General features: G+C 72.8%; 13 protein-coding genes. 7 read left to right on the top strand and 6 right to left on the bottom strand.

What is annotated here, in order from left to right:
• Positions 1-146: 146 nt before the first annotated feature.
• On the bottom strand, positions 147-1,229 hold the full coding sequence (gene galT / locus ACIHEI_RS36845) for a galactose-1-phosphate uridylyltransferase (RefSeq protein ID WP_396609899.1): 1,083 nt from the start codon (positions 1,227-1,229) through the stop codon (positions 147-149).
• A gap of 200 nt (positions 1,230-1,429) precedes the next feature.
• Here galT and ACIHEI_RS36840 point away from each other — a divergent pair, with 200 nt between their 5' ends.
• Positions 1,430-2,332 carry a hypothetical protein gene (locus ACIHEI_RS36840; RefSeq protein ID WP_396609898.1) on the top strand — a complete coding sequence of 301 codons (903 nt, stop codon included), beginning with the start codon at positions 1,430-1,432 and terminating at the stop codon, positions 2,330-2,332.
• Between the two features lie 49 nt (positions 2,333-2,381).
• On the opposite strand, the gene ACIHEI_RS36835 is transcribed toward ACIHEI_RS36840, so the two are convergent.
• Positions 2,382-2,771: a DUF5997 family protein gene (locus ACIHEI_RS36835; RefSeq protein WP_387635420.1), complete on the bottom strand. Its 390-nt coding sequence runs from the start codon at positions 2,769-2,771 to the stop codon at positions 2,382-2,384.
• Positions 2,772-2,829: 58 nt separating this feature from the next.
• On the opposite strand from ACIHEI_RS36835, the gene ACIHEI_RS36830 reads away from it, so the two are divergent.
• The 3 genes from ACIHEI_RS36830 (at position 2,830) to ACIHEI_RS36820 (ending at position 7,091) form a co-directional block, all read left to right on the top strand.
• Positions 2,830-3,612: a LysR family substrate-binding domain-containing protein gene (locus ACIHEI_RS36830; RefSeq protein ID WP_396609897.1), complete on the top strand. Its 783-nt coding sequence runs from the start codon at positions 2,830-2,832 to the stop codon at positions 3,610-3,612.
• A 179-nt stretch (positions 3,613-3,791) separates the two neighbouring features.
• Complete coding sequence (gene pgm / locus ACIHEI_RS36825; protein ID WP_392944943.1) at positions 3,792-5,447, top strand: phosphoglucomutase (alpha-D-glucose-1,6-bisphosphate-dependent); 1,656 nt, start codon at positions 3,792-3,794, stop codon at positions 5,445-5,447.
• 81 nt (positions 5,448-5,528) lie between these two features.
• Complete coding sequence (locus ACIHEI_RS36820; protein WP_396609896.1) at positions 5,529-7,091, top strand: adenosine deaminase; 1,563 nt, start codon at positions 5,529-5,531, stop codon at positions 7,089-7,091.
• A gap of 68 nt (positions 7,092-7,159) precedes the next feature.
• Here ACIHEI_RS36820 and ACIHEI_RS36815 read toward each other — a convergent pair whose 3' ends face one another.
• From ACIHEI_RS36815 to ACIHEI_RS36800, 4 genes are all read right to left on the bottom strand, one after another.
• Positions 7,160-10,072 carry a hypothetical protein gene (locus ACIHEI_RS36815; RefSeq protein WP_396609895.1) on the bottom strand — a complete coding sequence of 971 codons (2,913 nt, stop codon included), beginning with the start codon at positions 10,070-10,072 and terminating at the stop codon, positions 7,160-7,162.
• Positions 10,072-11,928 carry an HSP90 family protein gene (locus ACIHEI_RS36810; RefSeq protein ID WP_387859348.1) on the bottom strand — a complete coding sequence of 619 codons (1,857 nt, stop codon included), beginning with the start codon at positions 11,926-11,928 and terminating at the stop codon, positions 10,072-10,074. Before ACIHEI_RS36810 ends, ACIHEI_RS36815 begins: the two co-directional genes overlap by 1 nt.
• Positions 11,929-11,974: 46 nt before the next feature.
• Entirely contained in the window at positions 11,975-12,931 is a 957-nt protein-coding gene (locus ACIHEI_RS36805) for a hypothetical protein (protein WP_396609894.1), read from the bottom strand.
• A 239-nt stretch (positions 12,932-13,170) separates the two neighbouring features.
• A complete protein-coding gene (locus ACIHEI_RS36800; RefSeq protein ID WP_396609893.1) occupies positions 13,171-14,550 on the bottom strand; it encodes an NAD(P)/FAD-dependent oxidoreductase in 1,380 nt (459 codons plus the stop codon).
• A 220-nt stretch (positions 14,551-14,770) separates the two neighbouring features.
• On the opposite strand from ACIHEI_RS36800, the gene ACIHEI_RS36795 reads away from it, so the two are divergent.
• The 3 genes from ACIHEI_RS36795 (at position 14,771) to ACIHEI_RS36785 (ending at position 17,989) form a co-directional block, all read left to right on the top strand.
• Positions 14,771-16,084, top strand: coding sequence for a helix-turn-helix domain-containing protein (locus ACIHEI_RS36795; protein WP_396609892.1), 1,314 nt, complete (start codon positions 14,771-14,773; stop codon positions 16,082-16,084).
• Positions 16,085-16,187: 103 nt separating this feature from the next.
• On the top strand, positions 16,188-16,925 hold the full coding sequence (locus ACIHEI_RS36790; protein ID WP_392944955.1) for a hypothetical protein: 738 nt from the start codon (positions 16,188-16,190) through the stop codon (positions 16,923-16,925).
• Between the two features lie 2 nt (positions 16,926-16,927).
• Entirely contained in the window at positions 16,928-17,989 is a 1,062-nt protein-coding gene (locus tag ACIHEI_RS36785; RefSeq protein WP_396609891.1) for a hypothetical protein, read from the top strand.
• Positions 17,990-18,010 lie beyond the last annotated feature (21 nt).

The raw sequence follows: 18,010 nt of genomic DNA, 5'->3' as shown, positions 1-18,010 counted from the left end.
GCCTCCTCGGCCCCTGCGGCTCCCGATTCGCTCGGATCTCGAAGTCCATCGCACCCCTTCAGCTGGGGTGTTGCGACGACCGTTAGAACCCAAGCTTCCCTTCCCCGGGCGGGGCTTCGTGCTTCGTGCTTCCTGCTGAGGAGAGCCTAGATCTCGCGCAGCGTGCGGGCGGCGGTCTCGGGGCGGATGTCGTTCATGAATGCGCCCATGCCGGATTCGGTGCCGGCCAGGTACTTGAGCTTGCCGGCCGTCCGGCGGATGGTGAACAGCTCAAGGTGGAGGGCGAGTTCGGCCTCGGCGGGGCGCGGCGACTGGTGCCAGGCGGCGATGTAGGGAGCCGGTTCGGGGAAGAGGCGGTCGAAGCGGCGCAGCAGGTCGAGGTAGATCCGGGGGAATTCGGCGCGGGCCGGCTCGTCGAGTTCGGTGAGGTCGGCGACCCGGCGGTTGGGGTACAGGTGCACCTCGTAGGGCCAGCGGGCGGCGAACGGGACGAATGCCGTCCAGTGGTCGCCGGTCAGGACCACGCGGGTGTCGGGGTGGCCGTGGGTGGCGCGTTCGGCGGCGAGGACGTCGTCGTACAGGTTGCGGCCGGTGGCGCGTGCGTACTCGGTGACCTTGGCGATGGCCTGGGCGGTGCGGGGGGTGGTGAACGGGAGGGCGTAGATCTGGCCGTGCGGGTGGCCGAGGGTGACGCCGATGTCGGCGCCGCGGTTCTCGAAGCAGTAGACCTGGCGGACGTCGGCGCGGGTGTGCAGGTCGGCGGTGCGGTCGGTCCAGGCGTCGAGGACCAGGCGGGCCTGCTGTTCGGTCAGGTCGGCGAAGGACGCGCCGTGGTCGGGGGTGAAGCAGACCACCTCGCACCGTCCGGTGCCGGGCGTGAGCGTGTACGGGCCGTCCGACCAGGGGGTGACGAGTGCGGCGGAGGAGCCGGCCAGCGACGGGAAGCGGTTCTCGAACACCGCCACCTGGTAGTCCGCGGCGGGTACTTCGCTGAGCCGGCCGTCCCGTGACGGGCAGAGCGGGCATTCGTCGGCCGGCGGGTGGTAGGTGCGGCCCTGCCGGTGCGCGGCGATGGTGACCGCGTCGCCGGTGAACGGGTCGACCCGGACTTCGGAGGCGCTGGCCGCCGGGTCCAGCGGCCGCGCGTCGACCGCGTCGCGCACGGCGGGCTCGGTGTCGTAGTAGACCAGTTCGCGGCCGTCGGCCAGCTTGGTCACCGTCTTGTGCACGGCGGCGCTCCCTCTCGGTTCGACCATCACATCAAACATCTTCGAACATGAAGCATCGCAATGCAACATCCGGAGGGTCGCCGCGAAGCCCGCCGCACGGCCTCCGCGAATCCCGCCGCGGGGTTGTCTCCGCCGTGGGCTAGAGTCCGCCACGAAAGAGATGGGAGCGGTACGGGACCGTTTCCAGGGGGAGAACCAGAATGTTCAGGACCGGACGTACGTTCCTCGCCGCCACCGCCGTCGTGCTCGCACTGACCGCGACCGCCTGCGGCAACAAGGACGCCGACGGCAATGTCGTAAGCAACAAGGGCGGCGCGGCCACCTCCTCGGCCCCCGAGCTGGCGCCCGCCGCGGCGCTCGCGCTGGTGGGCGAGAAGACCACCGCGGCCAAGTCCGCCAAGTCCGAGGTCACCATGCAGGTCGGCACCGGCAAGGCCACCACCGTGAAGGGCGCGATCTCCTGGGAGCACGGTCTGCTGGGCGAGCTGACCGGCACCATGGGCGGGGCGATGGCCGAGAACCTCGCCAAGGCCGGCAGTGACGGCACCTTCACGGCGCGCTATCTGAGCGACGCCATGTACGTCAACATGGGCTCGGCGATGGCTTCCCAGCTCGGCGGCGCGCACTGGATCAAGTACAACTACGCGGAGCTCGCCCGGCTGATGGGCCCGGCCGGCGACAGCCTGAAGAACCAGCTGCAGAGCTCCGACCCGGTCGCCTCGGTGCAGGCCCTGATCGCCTCCGGCAAGGTCACCAAGGCCGGGACGGAGACCGTGAACGGCGCCCAGGCCACCAAGTACAGCGGTGACCTGTCGGCGACCGACATCGCGCAGGCCACCGCCAAGGGGCTCACCCAGGAGCAGGCGGACGCGCTGCAGAAGCAGTTCACCGCCGCCGGGATCACCAGCGACCACATCGAGGTGTGGGTCACCGGTGACAACCTGCTGGTGAAGAAGGTCGAGCAGATGCAGAGCAAGGCCGGCGAGATCACCGCGACGGCGACCTACTCCGACTACGGCACCGCGGTCGCGGCCACCGCCCCGAGCGAGAGCGACACGGTGGACTTCACCAAGCTCGTGGCGGGCGCGAAGACCGGCAGCTGACGCAAGAACGCGCGGGGCGGACGAGCCGCCCCGCGCGTGAGTACCGGGGTTACTTCTTCTTCGGCGCCGGCTTGTCCTTGAGCCGCTGGGCCTCCTTGCGGACCTCGGCCTGGATGGTGCGCTCGCGCTGCAGCCAGTCGGGGTTCTCCTCGCGGAGGGCGTCGATCTGCTCGGTGGTGAGCGCCTCTGCGATGCCGGCCCGGTTGAGGCCGGTGACGGAGATGCCGAGGCGGGCGGCGACCGTCTGGCGCGGGTGCGGGCCGTTGCGGCGCAGGTCGGCGAGCCACTGCGGCGGGGTGGCCTGCATGGCGTTGAGCTCGTCGCGGGAGACGACGCCCGCCTGGAACTCGGCGGGGGTCGCCGCCAGGTAGATCCCCAGCTTCTTGGCCGCAGTCGCGGGCTTCATGGTCTGGGAGCTCTTGGGCTTGGGCGTAGTCATGCACCAAGGGTATAGGGAGCGCGCACCTGCCCAGGTCACGGTAGGTAGCCTGGACGGTGTGACCGAGATCGAGCAGCCTTCCCCTTCCTTCCGCCTGGTGTACGTGCCCGGGGTGACGCCGACCAAGTGGCTGCGGGTGTGGGGTGAGCGACTGCCCGGCGTCCCGCTGGAACTGTTGCAGTCCACGCCCGTCGCCGGCCACCAGCTTCTGCTGTCGGGCGGCGCGGACGCGGGCCTGGTGCGGCTGCCGGTGGACCGGACGGTGCTGAGCGCGATCCCGCTGTACACCGAGACCACCGTGGTGGTGTTCCCGAAGGACCACTGGCTGGCCGCCTCCGAGGGCGCCGCCGAGGAGGTCTCGGTCGCGGACCTCGCGGAGGAGATCGTCTTCCACCCGCAGGACGACGTGCTGGAGTGGCCGGAGGGGCTGCCGGGCCGCCCGGCGTTCGAGCGTCCGGAGACCACGGCCGACGCGATCGAGCTGGTGGCGGCGAACGTCGGAGTGCTGGCGGTGCCGCAGTCGCTGGCCCGACTGCACCACCGGCGCGACCTGACCTACCGCGTGCTGGCGGACGTCCCGCAGTCGCAGGTGGCGCTGGCCTGGCCGGAGGAGGCGACCACCGACCTGGTCGAGGAGTTCATCGGCATCGTGCGCGGCCGCACCGCGAACAGCTCCCGCGGCCGGGCCGCCACCGAGCCGGCGAAGAAGCAGCCCGCGGCGAAGAAGCCCGCCGCGAAGTCTGCCAAGTCGCAGCAGAAGCCGCGGCCGGGCCAGCGCGCCGCCACCACCCGCCAGGGCCAGGCGAAGCAGGGCCAGGCGAAGCGGGGCCGCAAGCGCTGAGCCGTCGTCGGCGCGGGGCCGCAAGCGCTGAGCCGTCGTCGGCACGGGGCCGCAAGCGCTGAGCGTCGTCGGCGCTGAGCCGCCGTCGGCTTCGCTGTCGCGTTCCCGCAGTTGGCGCGGTGTGGCCCGCATCATGGTCGGCAGGCATCCTTGCCGTACCGACCGAGGAGAGAGCCACGATGGTGCACGCACGGGCCGGGCAGCCGGCGCAGCCGCAGGATCTGATCGACGTCGCTCGCCTGGTGACGGCCTATTACGCGCTGCATCCGGACCCGGCGGAGGTGGGGCAGCGGGTGGCGTTCGGCACGTCCGGTCACCGGGGTTCCTCGGTGCGGGCGGCGTTCAACGAGGACCACATCGCGGCGACGGCGCAGGCGATCTGCGACTACCGGGCCGAACAGGGCACCACGGGGCCGCTGTTCCTCGGCATCGACACCCACGCGCTGTCCGAGCCGGCCCGGGTCACCACGCTGGAGGTGCTGGCGGCGAACGGTGTGACGGTGCTGCTGGACTCGGCGGACGGCTACACCCCGACGCCCGCGGTCTCGCACGCCGTCCTCACCCACAACCGGGCCACCGGCCGCCCCCGTCCGTCAGCGCTCGCGGACGGCATCGTGGTGACGCCCTCGCACAACCCGCCCGGTGACGGCGGGTTCAAGTACAACCCGCCGCACGGCGGCCCGGCCGATTCGACCGCGACCGGCTGGATCGAGCGCCGCGCCAACGAGTTGCTGGCTGCGGGGCTGAAGGACGTCCAACGGGTGCCGTACGCCCGGGCGTTGGCGGCCGGCACCACCGGGCGTTACGACTTCCTCGGCGGGTACGTGAACGATCTGCCGGCCGTCCTGGACCTGGACGCGGTGCGGGCGGCGGGCGTGCGGATCGGCGCGGACCCGCTGGGCGGCGCGTCCGTCGCGTACTGGGGGCGGATCGCCGAGACGCACCGGCTTGACCTGACGGTGGTCAACCCGCTGACCGATCCGACCTGGCGGTTCATGACGCTGGACTGGGACGGGAAGATCCGGATGGACTGCTCCTCCCCCTACGCGATGGCCTCGTTGATCGGCAAGCGGGACGCGTTCACGCTGGCCACCGGCAACGACGCGGACGCCGACCGGCACGGCATCGTCACCCCCGACGGCGGGTTGATGAACCCGAACCACTACCTGGCCGTCGCCATCGACTACTTGTTCCGGCACCGTGACGGCTGGCCGGCGGCGGCCGCGGTCGGCAAGACGCTGGTGTCCTCCTCGATGATCGACCGGGTGGCCGGTGCGCTCGGCCGGGAGCTACTCGAAGTCCCGGTCGGCTTCAAGTGGTTCGTGGACGGGCTGCTGAACGGGACGGTGGCGTTCGGCGGCGAGGAGTCGGCCGGGGCGTCGTTCCTGCGCCTCGACGGCTCGCCGTGGACCACCGACAAGGACGGCATCCTGCTGGCCCTGCTGGCCTCCGAGATCACCGCCGTCACCAACCGCACCCCGTCCGAGCACTACCGCGACCTCACCGCCCGGCACGGCGACCCGGTCTACGCCCGGGTGGACGCCCCCGCCGACCGTGAGCAGAAGGCCGCCCTGGCGGCGCTCGACGCGTCCCGGGTCGCCGCCGACACGCTGGCCGGTGAGCCGATCACCGCCGTCCTCACGCACGCCCCGGGCAACGGCGCGGCGATCGGCGGTCTGAAGGTCCGCACCGAGAACGCCTGGTTCGCGGCCCGCCCGTCCGGCACCGAGGACGTGTACAAGATCTACGCGGAGAGCTTCCTCGGCGCCGACCATCTGACGAAGGTCCAGGACGAGGCCCGCGGCCTGGTGGGCGAGGTGCTGGCGAAGGCCTGAGAGGCCCGGCCGCCACTCTTTCGGATGGTGCCGCGCGACACGAGCGGCCTTACGTGGTACGGCACCTGACGGATCGTCAGCATGGCGTCCATGATCTCGCTACGCCGTACCACCACGGCCGCTCTCGTCGCCTGCGCGGCACTGCTCGCGCCGTTGGCCCCCGCCCGGGCCGGGGCGCCACTGCCCGGCGGGCGCCCGCTGGAGGGAAGGGTCTCCGCCTACCTGGACGGCATCCGGCAGGACCCGGCCCGGCTGGACGCCTTCCTGCGGGCCCTGCCCAAGGGTGGGGACCTGCACAATCATCTGTCGGGTGCGGTGTCGACCGAACTGCTGATCCAGCTGGCCGCCGAGGACGAACTGTGCATCGACTCGGGGACGTTCGTCTCGGCGACCGGCCCGTGCGAGGGCACCGCCCGCCCCGCGAAGGACGCGCTGACCGACCAGGAGTTCCGCGCCCAGGTGATCCGGGCCTGGTCGATGCAGGACTTCACGCCGGGTGAGGAGTCCGGCCACGACCACTTCTTCGCCACCTTCGGCAAGTTCGGCGAGGCCAGCTGGCGCCACCCGGGCCGGATGCTGGCCGAGGTCACCGACACCATGGCCGCCCAGCACCAGACCTACCTGGAGACCATGCTGACGCCGGCCTCCGGCGGGGCGGCGGCGCTTGCGGCGAAGGTCGGCTTCGACCCCGACTTCACGGCCCTGCGCGAGAAGCTGCTGGCGGACGGCCAGGTCCAGCGGCTGGTGGACCAGGCGCGCGCCGACCTCGACCACGCGACGGCCGAGTACCAGGACACCGAGAAGTGCGGCACCAAGCAGGCCCGGCCGGGCTGCGCGGTGACGGTCCGGATCGAGTCCCAGGCGTCCCGGGCGTCCACCCCCGCGCGGGTGTTCACCCAGCTGCTGCTGGGCATGGAACTCGCCTCGCAGGACGACCGGTTCGTCGCCGTGAACCTGGTGCAGCCGGAGGACTACCCGGCCTCGCTGGAGAACTACGAACTCCAGATGCAGATGCTGGACTTCCTGCACCCGCTGTACCCGAAGGCCCACATCAGCCTGCACGCGGGCGAGTTGGTGCCGGGCCTGGTCAAGCCCGAGGACCTGCGCTTCCACATCCGCCAGGCGGTGCTGACCGGCCACGCCGAACGGATCGGGCACGGCGTCGACGTGGTGCACGAGGACGACTCCGCGGAGCTGCTGCGCACCCTGGCCGAGCGCAAGGTGCTGATCGAGGTGCCGCTCACCTCCAACGCGCAGATCCTCCAGGTCACCGGCCAGGACCACCCGTTCCCGCTGTACCGGAAGAACGGCGTGCCGACGGCGCTGTCCACGGACGACCCCGGGGTGGAGCGGATCGACATCACCCACGAGTACGTCCGGGCGGCCCTGACCTACCGGTTGAGCTACCGGGACTTGAAGGACCTGGCCCGCACCTCGCTGGAGTACGGCTTCGTCGCCGGGCGCAGCCTGTGGAAGGACCGCGACGGGTACTTGCCGGTGGCGGAGTGCCAGGACCGCCCGCTGGGGACGACGCCGAAGGGCGCGTGCGCGGCGCTGCTGCGGGAGAACCCGAAGGCGGCGCTGGAGTGGCAGATGGAGGGCGCCTTCCGGGACTTCGAGCAGGCGGTGCTGCGCGGCAAGTAGCCGTGCTTCCAAGGACGAACGGCCCGCCGGGAGTTGACTCCCCGGCGGGCCGTCCGCATACCAACAGGTCAGTGCTGGCGGCGCAGGTGGGTGTGCAGGCCGTCGAGGACTTCGGCGGCCTGCGGTTCGCCGATCTCGCGGCACCAGGCGCTGGCGGCCTCCAGCCTGGTCAGCGCCTCCTGGGTGCGGTCGAGGCGGCTGCCCTCGATCAGGGCCGCGTAGCGGATCGATTCGGCGCGCGCGAGGTGGCCCTCGGGGCCGACGGCGCCGAACGCCTCGATCGCCAGCTCCATCTCGGCGAGGGCCTCCTCGGGGCGCCGGAGGCCGATCAGGGTGCGGGCGCGGGTGTCGTGCAGGCTGCCTTCGGCGCTGTCGCAGGCGAGTGCGTGGCCGTCCCGCCGGGCGGCTTCGACCAGCTCGGCCGCCTCGGCGAGCCGGGCGACGGCTTCGTCCTCGCCGTCCGGGCCGCGCGTGTCGGCGGTGAACCGGGCGAGGCGCAGCAGCATGTCGAAGGCGGCGTCGGCGTGGGGTGCGGTGCGGTGGCTGTCGAGGGCGCGCTGCCGGGCGAGGTCGGCGGCGGGCCACTGGCCGGTGCGGGCCAGGGCGACGGCGGCCTCGCAGGCGACGATGGTGTGCATCTCGCGGTCGTCCCACCCGGCGGCGATGTCGGCGACGCGCAGGAACTCCTCGGCGGAGTCCCGGTGTTCGTCGAGTTCGCGCAGGGTGCGGGCGAGGTTGAGCCGGATGTGCACCTGTTCGTGGATGGCGAGGTCGGCGAAGCCGGGCTCCAGTCGGACGGCTTCCAGGACGGCGGCGGCGTCGGAGAACCGGCCGGCGGCGGCCAGCACCTGGCCGAGCCGGCCGCGGGCGGAGGCGGCCTCGTCGGCCTGCCCGGCGTGGTCGTGGCGGGCGGCGGCCTCGGTGAACGCGCGGGCGGCGGAGTCGTACTCGTCGCGGGCGAGGTGCACCCGGGCCAGCAGCAGTTGCACCCGGGCGGGGACGGCGGTGCGGTCGCCGTACTGGGCGGCGAGCTTCAGCCCGCGCTGGGCGAGTTCCTCGGCGCGGTCCAACTCTTGGGCGTCCAGGGCGATTTCGGCCAGCCAGCCGTGGATGCCGACCAGCTTCCACGGGAGGCCCGCGGTCTCGATCCGGCGCTCGGACTCCCGGATCAGCTCGGCGCTCTCCTGCTTGCGGCCGGTCAGGAAGTAGGCGCGGGCGAGGAGTTGCCGGGCGGTGACGCCCATCAGCGTGTCGTCCTGCCGGGCGGCCTCCTCGCGCAGGCGGGTGACGGCGGCCTCGGCGCGGGTGAGGTCGCGCTGTTCGGGGCCGTTGACGGCGTACTGGTGACTGTCCGGCAGGTCCTGGCGGATCGCGACGACGGCTTGGGCGTTCAGCACGGTGAGCAGGGCGTCGCCGGCCCGGGTGGCCCCGGCCTCGACGAGCTCGCGGGCCCGCTCCTCCATCCGGTCGAGCTCCGCCGTGGTCGCGGCGTCGGTGTCGGCGTCCTGCTCGGGCAGGGCGGCGGCGAGGGCGCGGCAGCCGAGGGCCTGGGCGGGGCGGTCGGCCTGCTCGTAGTGCTCGGCGGCCTCGGTGAAGTGCGCGGCCAGTTCGTCGTCGCTCAGGCCGTCGCGGCGGGCGCGCTGTTCGGCGATCTCGGCGCGCAGCAGGGCGAGCGACCCGAGGTCGGGGTCGTCGGGGTGCCGGTAGCCGTCGGCGCCGACGAGGGCGTCGATGCGCCGCCACAGGGCGAGCGCCTCGGGGTGCCGCCGCTCGTGCAACTCGCGGGCACGGGCGACGAGTTCGGGCAGCGTCTCGGTGGCGGCGGGGGCGCTCTCCGCAGGCTGGGCGGCGGCGGGCACCGGCGCGGGCGCGGGGGTGGCGGCGCGCAGGCCGAGGGCGAGCGGTTCGGCGAACAGCGGGGTGCGGGCCAGGCGTTCACGGCGGGCGTCGCCGACGGCGGTGGTGCCGCCCCGGGCGTCGAAGCGGGCGGCGAGCGCGTCGCCCTCGGTGCCGAGCTCGGTGAGCAGCGCGGTGACGGTCCAGTTCCTGCCGGGCGGGCCGGCCACCGGGACGTCGCCGTGGCCGGTGGCGGCGAGCCTGGCGAGCAACTGCTGGGTGCCGGTCAGGAAGTGCAGGCGGGCCAGCGGGTCGCCGTGCCGGCCGAACAGGTCGCGGTTGTCGGCGAGGATCTCCAGGCCGCGCGGTTCGTTGCCGGTGAGGGCGCAGAACTCCAGGTGCAGGCCTATCTCCTCGGCGGCGCGGGCGCGCCCGCGGGCCCACCGGTAGCCGGTGAGGTGGCAGGAGCGGGCCTCGTCGGTGCGGCCGGACCGCAGCAGCGGCAGCAGCGCGTGGGCGCGGCTGACGTGCGGCTCCTCGCCGCAGGACTGTTCGCCGTCCAGCACCGGACGCCACGTCTCCAGCGCCCGCGCGTCGTTGCCGAGGCGGACGAAGTGCTTTGCCTGGGCGCGCAGTTCGCAGGCGCGGCAGTCGCTGAGCGAGGAGCGCGAGCGGCCGGCCCACAGGTCGAAGGCGTTCTCGGCGCCCTGGCCGGTGAGCGCGGCGAGGTGGTACTGCTCGCCGTAGTAGGGCTGCAGGTCGTGGCCGGCGGTGCGGTAGTGCTCGCGCAGTTCGCCGTGCCAGCGGCGGACCGCCTCCAGCGGGACGTCCGGGACGCTGCGCAGGGCGTGCGCGACCCACTTGTAGCGCCAGTCGGTGGCCCGTTCGGCCCAGCCGTCGAAGCCTTCGGGGTGCTTCTTGCGCAGGGTGACGATCCGGGCGAAGACCACCGGGAGCTTGCGCCGTTCGGCGTCGTTCTCGTACGCCTCCATCAGGTCGAGGAGGGCGTAGGCGAGCAGCTCGGGGTCGTCGAACTGCTCGGCGGCGTCGGCGAGTTCCTCGGCGGTGACGGTGCGCTGCCGGCCGTGCGGCTGTTCGTCGTTGGCGCGCAGGGCGGCGCGGACGGCGTCGATGGTGTCGAGCATCACGGCTCCCGGTGCGGCGTGGTGGGCTCGTGGCCGAGCATGGCGTGGTCGAGCAGGGCGAGGAACGAGCGGTTGAGCAGGGCGGATTCGCTCGCCTTGAGCGGGCGCCGGGTGAGCAGCAGGGCCTGGCCGTACAGCGCTTCGACGGTGGTGGTGGCGAGTTCGGGGTTGCGGATCGCGGCGGCGCGGCGGACCAGCGGGTTGAGGTGGTTCAGGACGAGCTGGGCGCGCGGCACCGAGCTGCCCAGCGAGCCGAGGATGTCGGCCCACAACCCGTCGGCCTGGTCGGCGAGTTGGCTGCGGGTGCGCTCGTGCCGGGCTTCCCGGTCGTCGAGCAGCAGGGCGGGGGCGCTGCTGGGGTGGAAGGTGCGCAGCGCGACGTCGCAGTCGAACCGGCCGAGTGCTTCGCGGGCGGTGGCGAGGAACGCGGCGGCGGCGAGTTCGGTGGCCTGGTCGACGTTGTCGAGGTGTGCGGTGACGGTGGCCGGGTCGAGGTCGGCGACGGTGGTGCCGGTGCGGATCTCGGGCAGCCGGTGCACCAGGTCGCGGTCGTAGGTGTAGCCGCCGTTGACGACGCCGAGGCCGGCGGCGCCGGCGATCGGGGCGACCTGGCGGAACTCCTCGACGGTGCGGGTGACCAGGATGACGGGGTGGGCGCGGGCGAACTCGTCGAGCGTGACGTTGCCGTCGGTGGTCTCGAACGGCAGCCAGGGCAGCAGCATCCGCAGTAGCTGGTCGTCGTGCCGGGCCAGCGACTTGACGGCCAGGTGGTGCACGGACAGGAAGCGGTGCAGCAGCGCCGGGTCGGACGCGGACAGGCCGGTCAGCCAGTCGCGGATCCGCAGCCCGAGCGCCTCGCGGACGGCGGCGAGTGTCTCGTCGGCGTACAGCGCCTCGCGGGAGGCGGTGGGGCGCAGGCGCTCGGCGTCGACCACGCAGCGCACGAAGAACGCCCAGTCGGGCAGCAGTTCGTCGGCCTGGTCGGAGAGCAGCATGCCCTTGAGGTGCACCCGGTGCCCGGCGCGGCGGGACGGCGGGACGGCCTCGGGCAGTACGTAGGCGACGCCGCTGAGGCCGACCAGCGGCAGGTCGAGCTCGATGGTGTCGAGCGGGGTGAAGTCGAAGGTGTCACGGCAGTGCGCGGTGAGCGCGGCGCGGCGGGCGGCCGGGGTGTCGTGGCGGCGGGCCCAGGGCGCGGGGGTCTCGCTGATCCGCGTCCGGTGCCCGGCCGCGTCCACGACCGTCACCTGGTGGCGCAGCAGGCTGCCGTAGTGCCGGGCGAGTTCGGTGACCCGGCGGGTGGACGTCCACTCCTCGGCGTCGGCGCGCGGGGTGAGGGTGACGGTGGTGCCGGGCTCGCGGCGGGCGGAGGCGGGCAGCGTGGTGATGGTGTAGCGGCCGTCGGAGCGGCCGCGCCATTCGATCACCGGCGCGTCGGGGGTGCGGGCGGAGCGGGTGCGGACGGTGATCTCGTCGGCGACCACGAAGCAGGCCAGCAGGCCGATGCCGAACTGGCCGATGAACTCCTCGCGGGCGTCGGCGAGTTGACCGGCGTCCAGGGCGCCGTCCGGGGTGCGCTTGGAGCTGCGGCCGATGGTGGCGAGGAAGGTGTGCACGTCGGCCTCGGTGAGGCCGACGCCGGTGTCGGCCACCGAGAACTCGTCGCCGGTGGTGACGGTGATCGCGGCCGGCGCGGCCGGGTCCAGCTGCTGCCGGGCGGTGATCGCGTCGACGGCGTTCTGCAGCAGCTCGCGCAGGTAGACGCGCGGGCTGGAGTACAGGTGGTGGGAGAGCAGGTCGACCAGTCCGCGCAGGTCCACCTGGAAGGTGTGCGCGCTGGGGTCGTTCGGGGTCACCGGGCGGGTCCTTCGCTTCGGGGTTCGCTTCTGGGATCGGTGCGGGTCACGGGGCGATGGCGCGGCGGCTCCGGTAGGCGTCCGCCGGGTCGCCGAGGTACTGCCACGGGGACCTGGTGACGCGGCCGTCGAGCTCGGTGAACACCCGGCCCGCGGCCCGGTGTTCACCACTCAGCGAGAACGCCATGGCGAACGCGTTGTGGGCGCCGATCCAGGCCCGGTCACGGACGAACCCGGGGTGCCAGATGGAGCGTTCGGCGGCCACGTGCAGGGAGCGGGCGACCGCGGCGTCGCGGATGTAGCGGCCGTCCTCGCCGTTGTCGAGGCTCAGCCAGTGCTCGATGTGCGCGAGCGCGACGAGTTCGCCGAGCCGGCTGCCCTCCGGGGCGGCGAGCATCGAGGTGCGGGCGAAGTCGTGCATCTCCTCGTGCGAGCCGCCCCACTTGGCGCACAGCTGCTGCAGGCGCTGCCGGTGCGAGGCCGGGTGGTGCGGGAAGCGGCGGACGGCGGCGTCGAAGCGCTGGGTCGCGACGCCCGTCGCGACGGAGATGCCACGGCCGGTGACCTGTAGGAAGTACCAGGGGCCCAGCCAGTCGGGCTCCCGCTCGGCGACCTCGAACAGCTGCTCCTCGGCACGCTCCAGGCGCTCGCCGAACAGCCTCCACTGCTCCTCGCGAACGTACTTGGCGTAGGCGCCGCTACGGGCCTCCCAGCCCCAGACCAGCTGCCGCGCACCGCAGACCAGCAGCGCGAGGGCGTCCTCGGGATCCTGCTCGACGGCGCGGGCCAGCCACTCCTCGCTGCCCGACAGGTCGGAGACCAGGTCGAGCATCAGCACCAGGTCGGCCTGGTCCCGGGCCTGCTCCAGCACGGCCCGGACGCCCGGCCAGTCGCCGGCCCGGCCGCGTTCCAGCAGCAGCTTCAGCTCCGGGTCGCCGAATGTCGGGTCGAGCGCGGGCGCGCCCTTGCCCAGCCGACCCAACAGCCTGTCGAACAGTCCCATCCCCACGGTCCCCTTGTGCCGTACCGATCCACAGGGGCCGCCGTGAGGCCGCCCCGGACGGAGATTCCTATCACGCCCGCACGACAGGTGTGCGAATCGTTTCCGGCATCCGGACATCGAAGCCCTGCTCAGGGCCTGTCCGGTGCGGCTCGTCCCCGGCTCATCTCCGACTCATCCGCGGCTCACCCGCACCCGTCCGGTGCGGCTCATCCCCGGCTCATCTCCGACTCATCCGCGACTCACCCTCGCCCGCTGATCCGGTCGGCGAGGGTTGCGAGCGCGGAGGTGCGGGCGTGCTCGTGGCGGTCGGCGTGCCGGTAGACGGCGTACAGCGCGTGCACGCCGAGCCAGCGCAGCGGTTCGGGCTCCCAGCGGCGGACCCGGTGGCCGACCCAGGGCAGCTCGGTGAGTTCGGTCCGCCCGCCCTTGCCGAGGTGGCGCAGCGTCAGGTCGCGCAGCGTGCGGCCGGCCAGGTTGGTGGTGGCGACGCCGCTGCCGACGTAGCCGCCCGCGAAGCCGACTCCGGTCGCCGGATCGAGAGCGACGGTGGCGCACCAGTCGCGCGGCACGCCGAGCACGCCGGACCAGGCGTGGTCGATCCGGGCTTCGGCCGCGGCCGGGAACATCTTCCGCAGGATCTCCCGGAGTTGGGCCACCGTGCCGTCGGGAGTGGCACCGTCCTGGTCGATCCGCGAGCCGTACCGGTACGGGTAGCCGCGACCGCCGAGCGCGATCCGGTCGTCGGCGGTGCGCTGCGCGTACATGTACGCGTGCGCCTCGTCGCCGAGCACCTCACGGCCTTCCCAGCCGATCGCCTCCCACACCTCGGCGGGCAGCGGCTCGGTGGCGATCATCGAGGAGTTCATCGGCAGCCAACTGCGCTTCTGGCCCGCGATGTTGGCCGTGAAGCCCTCCGTGCACCGGAGCACCACCCGGGCCTTCACCCCACCCCGCGCCGTACTCACCTTCCGGGGCGCGATCGCGGTGACGGGCGTCGACTCGTAGATCCTCACCCCCGACCGCTCGACGGCCGCGGCCAGCCCGACCACCAGCTTCGCCGGGTGCACCCGCGCCCCGTTCGGTGTCCAGGTCGCCCCCAACACGCCCGGCGCATAAAGCCGTTCGGCCGTCTCCGCAGCGCTCAACAGCTCCACCTGGTCCGCGCCGAACGCCTGCTCGTGCGCGAACCTCTCCTTCAACCGGGCCAGTTGGGCGGGCGAGGTGGCGATCTCCAGCACCCCGCCCCGGTGCGCGTCGCAGTCGATGCCCTCCGCGGCGGCGGCCCGCAGCGTCTCCGACACCGTGTCGTTCATGGCGAGTTGGAGCCGCCGCGCCGCATCCTCCCCGTGCGACCGGGCGTACCGCCCGCGCCCGGCGATCCCGTTGTACAGCCACCCCCCATTGCGCCCGGACGCCCCGTACCCGCAGAACTCCCCTTCCACCACCACCACTTCGAGCTCGGGCGCGGCCTGCTTCAGGTAGTAGGCGGCCCACAGCCCGGTATACCCGCCCCCGACCACACAGACGTCCGCCTCCACCTCCCCCACCAGCCCCGCCCGCCGCTCGGGCAGCCCGCTCGCCGCATACCAGAACGAGACGCCGCCATTGACGGTGGTCATGTCCACCAGCCCTGCCTTCCCTGAACGCCAACCCTCCCCGCGTGCACGGACGCTATGCGCGCCACCGGAACCCGGGCAACGGACACCGTGTCAGGCCGGTCCAGTTCGCCCTGACACACTGCCCGGCCGGTGCGGCAGGCGCGTTCACTACCGATCGAAGGCCGCCGATCGGTACGGTAGCGGTCCGTAGCGGAGCCGACACGGAAGCCGAGGGTCCGGCGTGGGGAACAGCGGCGTCACGTTCGGCCGGTTCGTCGCGCTTCGCCGCGCGGGACTCGGCTGGACACAGATTCGACTCGCGGCCGAACTCGACCGCAGCGAGGACTGGATGTCGCAGGTCGAACGGGACCTGCAGCAGGTCAGGGACCTGACGATCCTGCAACGGCTGTCCGAGCTGCTGGGCGCGGAGCTGTCCGAGCTGATCGCGTTGCCGCAGCCCGCCGTCGATCGGGTGAGATCCCGTTCCCGCAAGCCGCCCTCGGCTACGCTGGCGAGCACTTCCGGCCCTGAGGAGGACGATGTGCGACGCCGCCAGGTCGTGACTGCGGCGGCCGCCGCCCTCTTCGCGCCGATCGTGAGCCCACCGACAGCGCGTGCCACCGCCGGCAGTCTCTCGGACCTGGAGGACCTGCTGCTGTACGGCACCGGGCGGATCCCGGCCCCGCGCACCGACCCGACCCGGAAGACCGTCGGCGACTCGGTTCTGACGTCCCGTCGGGAGTTCAAGGACGCCCGGTACGACACCCTGGCTCGCGCCCTGCCCGGCCGGATCGCCGCCGCCGAGATGGTCGGGGCACCGGAGGAACGCGCCCGCGCGGTGGCGCAGCTCTTCAACATCGCCACCAGGCTGTGCATCAAGGTCGGCGACAACAACCTCGTCGCCATCACCTCCGACCGGGCGCTGACCGCCGCCCGCTCCGGCGGCGATCCGCTGGTCACTGCCGAGGCCCGGCGAATGGTCTCGAGTTCCTGGCGCCGTCAGGGAAGTCTCGCCCGTGCGACCGACCTGGCAGTAGTCGCGGCCGAGGATCTGCTGGCCGACGCCACCGTCCCGGAGCGGGATCGCCTCGCCACCCGCGGCGAGTTGTACGCCACCGCCGCCTACACCGCCGCGAAGACGGGCGACCGGGCCTACGCGTACGCCCTGATCCGGGAGGCCGCCGACAGTGCGGCCGCGGCCGGGCGCGGCTCCGGCATGGTGGACGGCACACGTGGTGCCGTACTCCACCAGGTCTCGGTGCACTACGAGTTGGGCGATTCCGGGCGCGCGATCGAACTGGCGCGCACCATCGACCCGACGACGCTGCCGACGCCCGAGCGCCAGGCCCGGTTCTTCACCGACGTCGCCAGGGCGTTCGGCCAGTGGGGCAGGCCCGAGCAGTGCTACCGGGCGCTGCTCGCCGCCGAGGCGGCCGCCCCGCAGGAGATGCGGCGCGGTGCGGTCCGCGAACTGGCCACTCAGCTGCTGAGGCACGACCGCCGGCTGCCGGGCGTACGCGACTTCGCCGCCCGGGCGGGCGTGCAACTGGGCTGACCCGTAGCCGTACTACGGCCCGGAGCCCGACTACGGATCCTGCCCCGGCTTCGGCAGTTCACTGGGCACGTCCACAGCTCCCGCTGCTGCCGAAGGCCCTCCCATGGCATCACTCAGCACCACACCCCAGCCGAACTCCGCCCGCGCGCTCGCCGACGAACGCCTCAGCCCCTCCTACTACATCGACCTCACGAAGGTGGCAGACCCGCTGGTTCGGTCCCTGCTGCGCTGCCCGACGGTCTTCGACATCAAACGGGCCGTCGCCGACCTGCTGGCCGGACGCTTGGGCGTCCAACTGCCGGAGGCCACCGGGGTCGTCGAACCCGGCGCCACCGTCCGGGGCCGGGTGATCGTGGCGCCCGGGGCTGTCATCGCCGAAGGCGCGTTCGTTACCGGACCGGTGCTGGTCTGTTCCGGCGCGGTGGTCGAGGCCGGTGCCCGGGTACGCGACAGCACCGTCATCGGCCCCGGTTGCCGGATCGGCCACGGCGCCGAGATCACCCGGTCCCTGCTCACCGGCGGGGTGTTCATGAAGCACGCCGGTTTCGTCGGTGACTCCGTGCTCGGGCTGGGCGTCAACATCGGCGCGTTCGTCTCCACCACCGGCTTGCGGATCACCTCCGGACCGGTCACCGAGCCGGCCACCGAGGAGGTCTGCGCGTACCTGGACGGGCGCCGACTGCCCACCGGCCAGACCAAGTTCGGTGCGGTGATCGGCGACGGCGTGATCGTCCCCGCAGGCACCGTGCTCCAGCCCGCCACGCTGATCGGCGCGCACACCCTGCTCTACCCGAGGACCCAGGTCGGCGGATTCTTCCCCGCCGGAAGCCAGGGAAGGTGACCATGCCCATCACCGGCACCACCATGACCGATCAACTGGCCGTGCAAATCACCGGCGGCCGTCGCCTGACCGGAAGCACCACCGTCCAGGGCAGCAAGAACATCGCCCTGCACCTCTATGCCGCCGCGATCCTCGCGGATGCCCCGCTCGTCCTGCACGGCGCTCCCGCGATCCTCGACACCGGCGTTGTCGCCGAGATCCTGAACCGCACCGGTACCCCGACCGCCGTGGCCGGCGAGGAGTTCACCACCCGCCCCGCCACGAGCTACCTGCCGGTCGTCCCCGACGACCTCGGAAGGCGGATCCGCACCACCCCGGTACTGGGTGGCGCTCTGCTGACCCGCGCCGGGCAGGTCACCTTCCCCACCCCCGGCGGGGACGCCTTCTGTGTGCGCCGCATCGACCGGCACCTGGCCGCGATGGAGGCCGCCGGAGCGGCGGTCGAGGTGGACAACGGCCTGGTACGGGCCCGCTTCACCGGTAGGCGGCGGCCGTTCGTCACCGATGCCGAGACCCGTTCGTGGGGCCCGAGCCTCGGCGCGACGGTGACCGCGATGCTGCTGGCCGCCCGCACGCCTGGCACTTCCACGGTGCTCAACCCCAGCGTGGAGCCCGAAGTCATCCACACCGCAGCCCTGTTGGCGAGCGCCGGAGTCCCGATCGAGTGGCAGGGGCGAGCCGCATTGTACGTCACCGGCGCCGACCGCATCGCCGGTGGAGACTTCACCGTCCCGCCGGACCGTCTGGAAGCCGCGACGCTCGTGCTGGCCGCCGCGATCACCGGCGGCACCGTCCACCTCGACCGCTTCCCCGCGATCTGGTTCCCCGACGGCTTGGCGTCCGTCCTCACCGACGCCGGCATCCGGCTCGACCCGGTCGACGGCGGAACGACGGTGGGCGCACCGTCCGGGCCCCGCCCCGTCGGAATGGCCACCGGCCCGCACCCGGGCTACCCGACCGACGCGCAGCCCCAGCTGACCGCCTACCTCACTCAGAGGACGGTATGTGACGTGATGTCGCTTCTGTCATCACCAGAACGTGTGGTGCCGATGCGTCCGCGCTGATCGGGGTGTCCGGCCGTGCTG

This window comes from Kitasatospora sp. NPDC051984 (assembly GCF_044593455.1).
GTDB lineage: Bacteria > Actinomycetota > Actinomycetes > Streptomycetales > Streptomycetaceae > Kitasatospora.
This window is presented reverse-complemented; position numbering and strand designations above follow the sequence as displayed.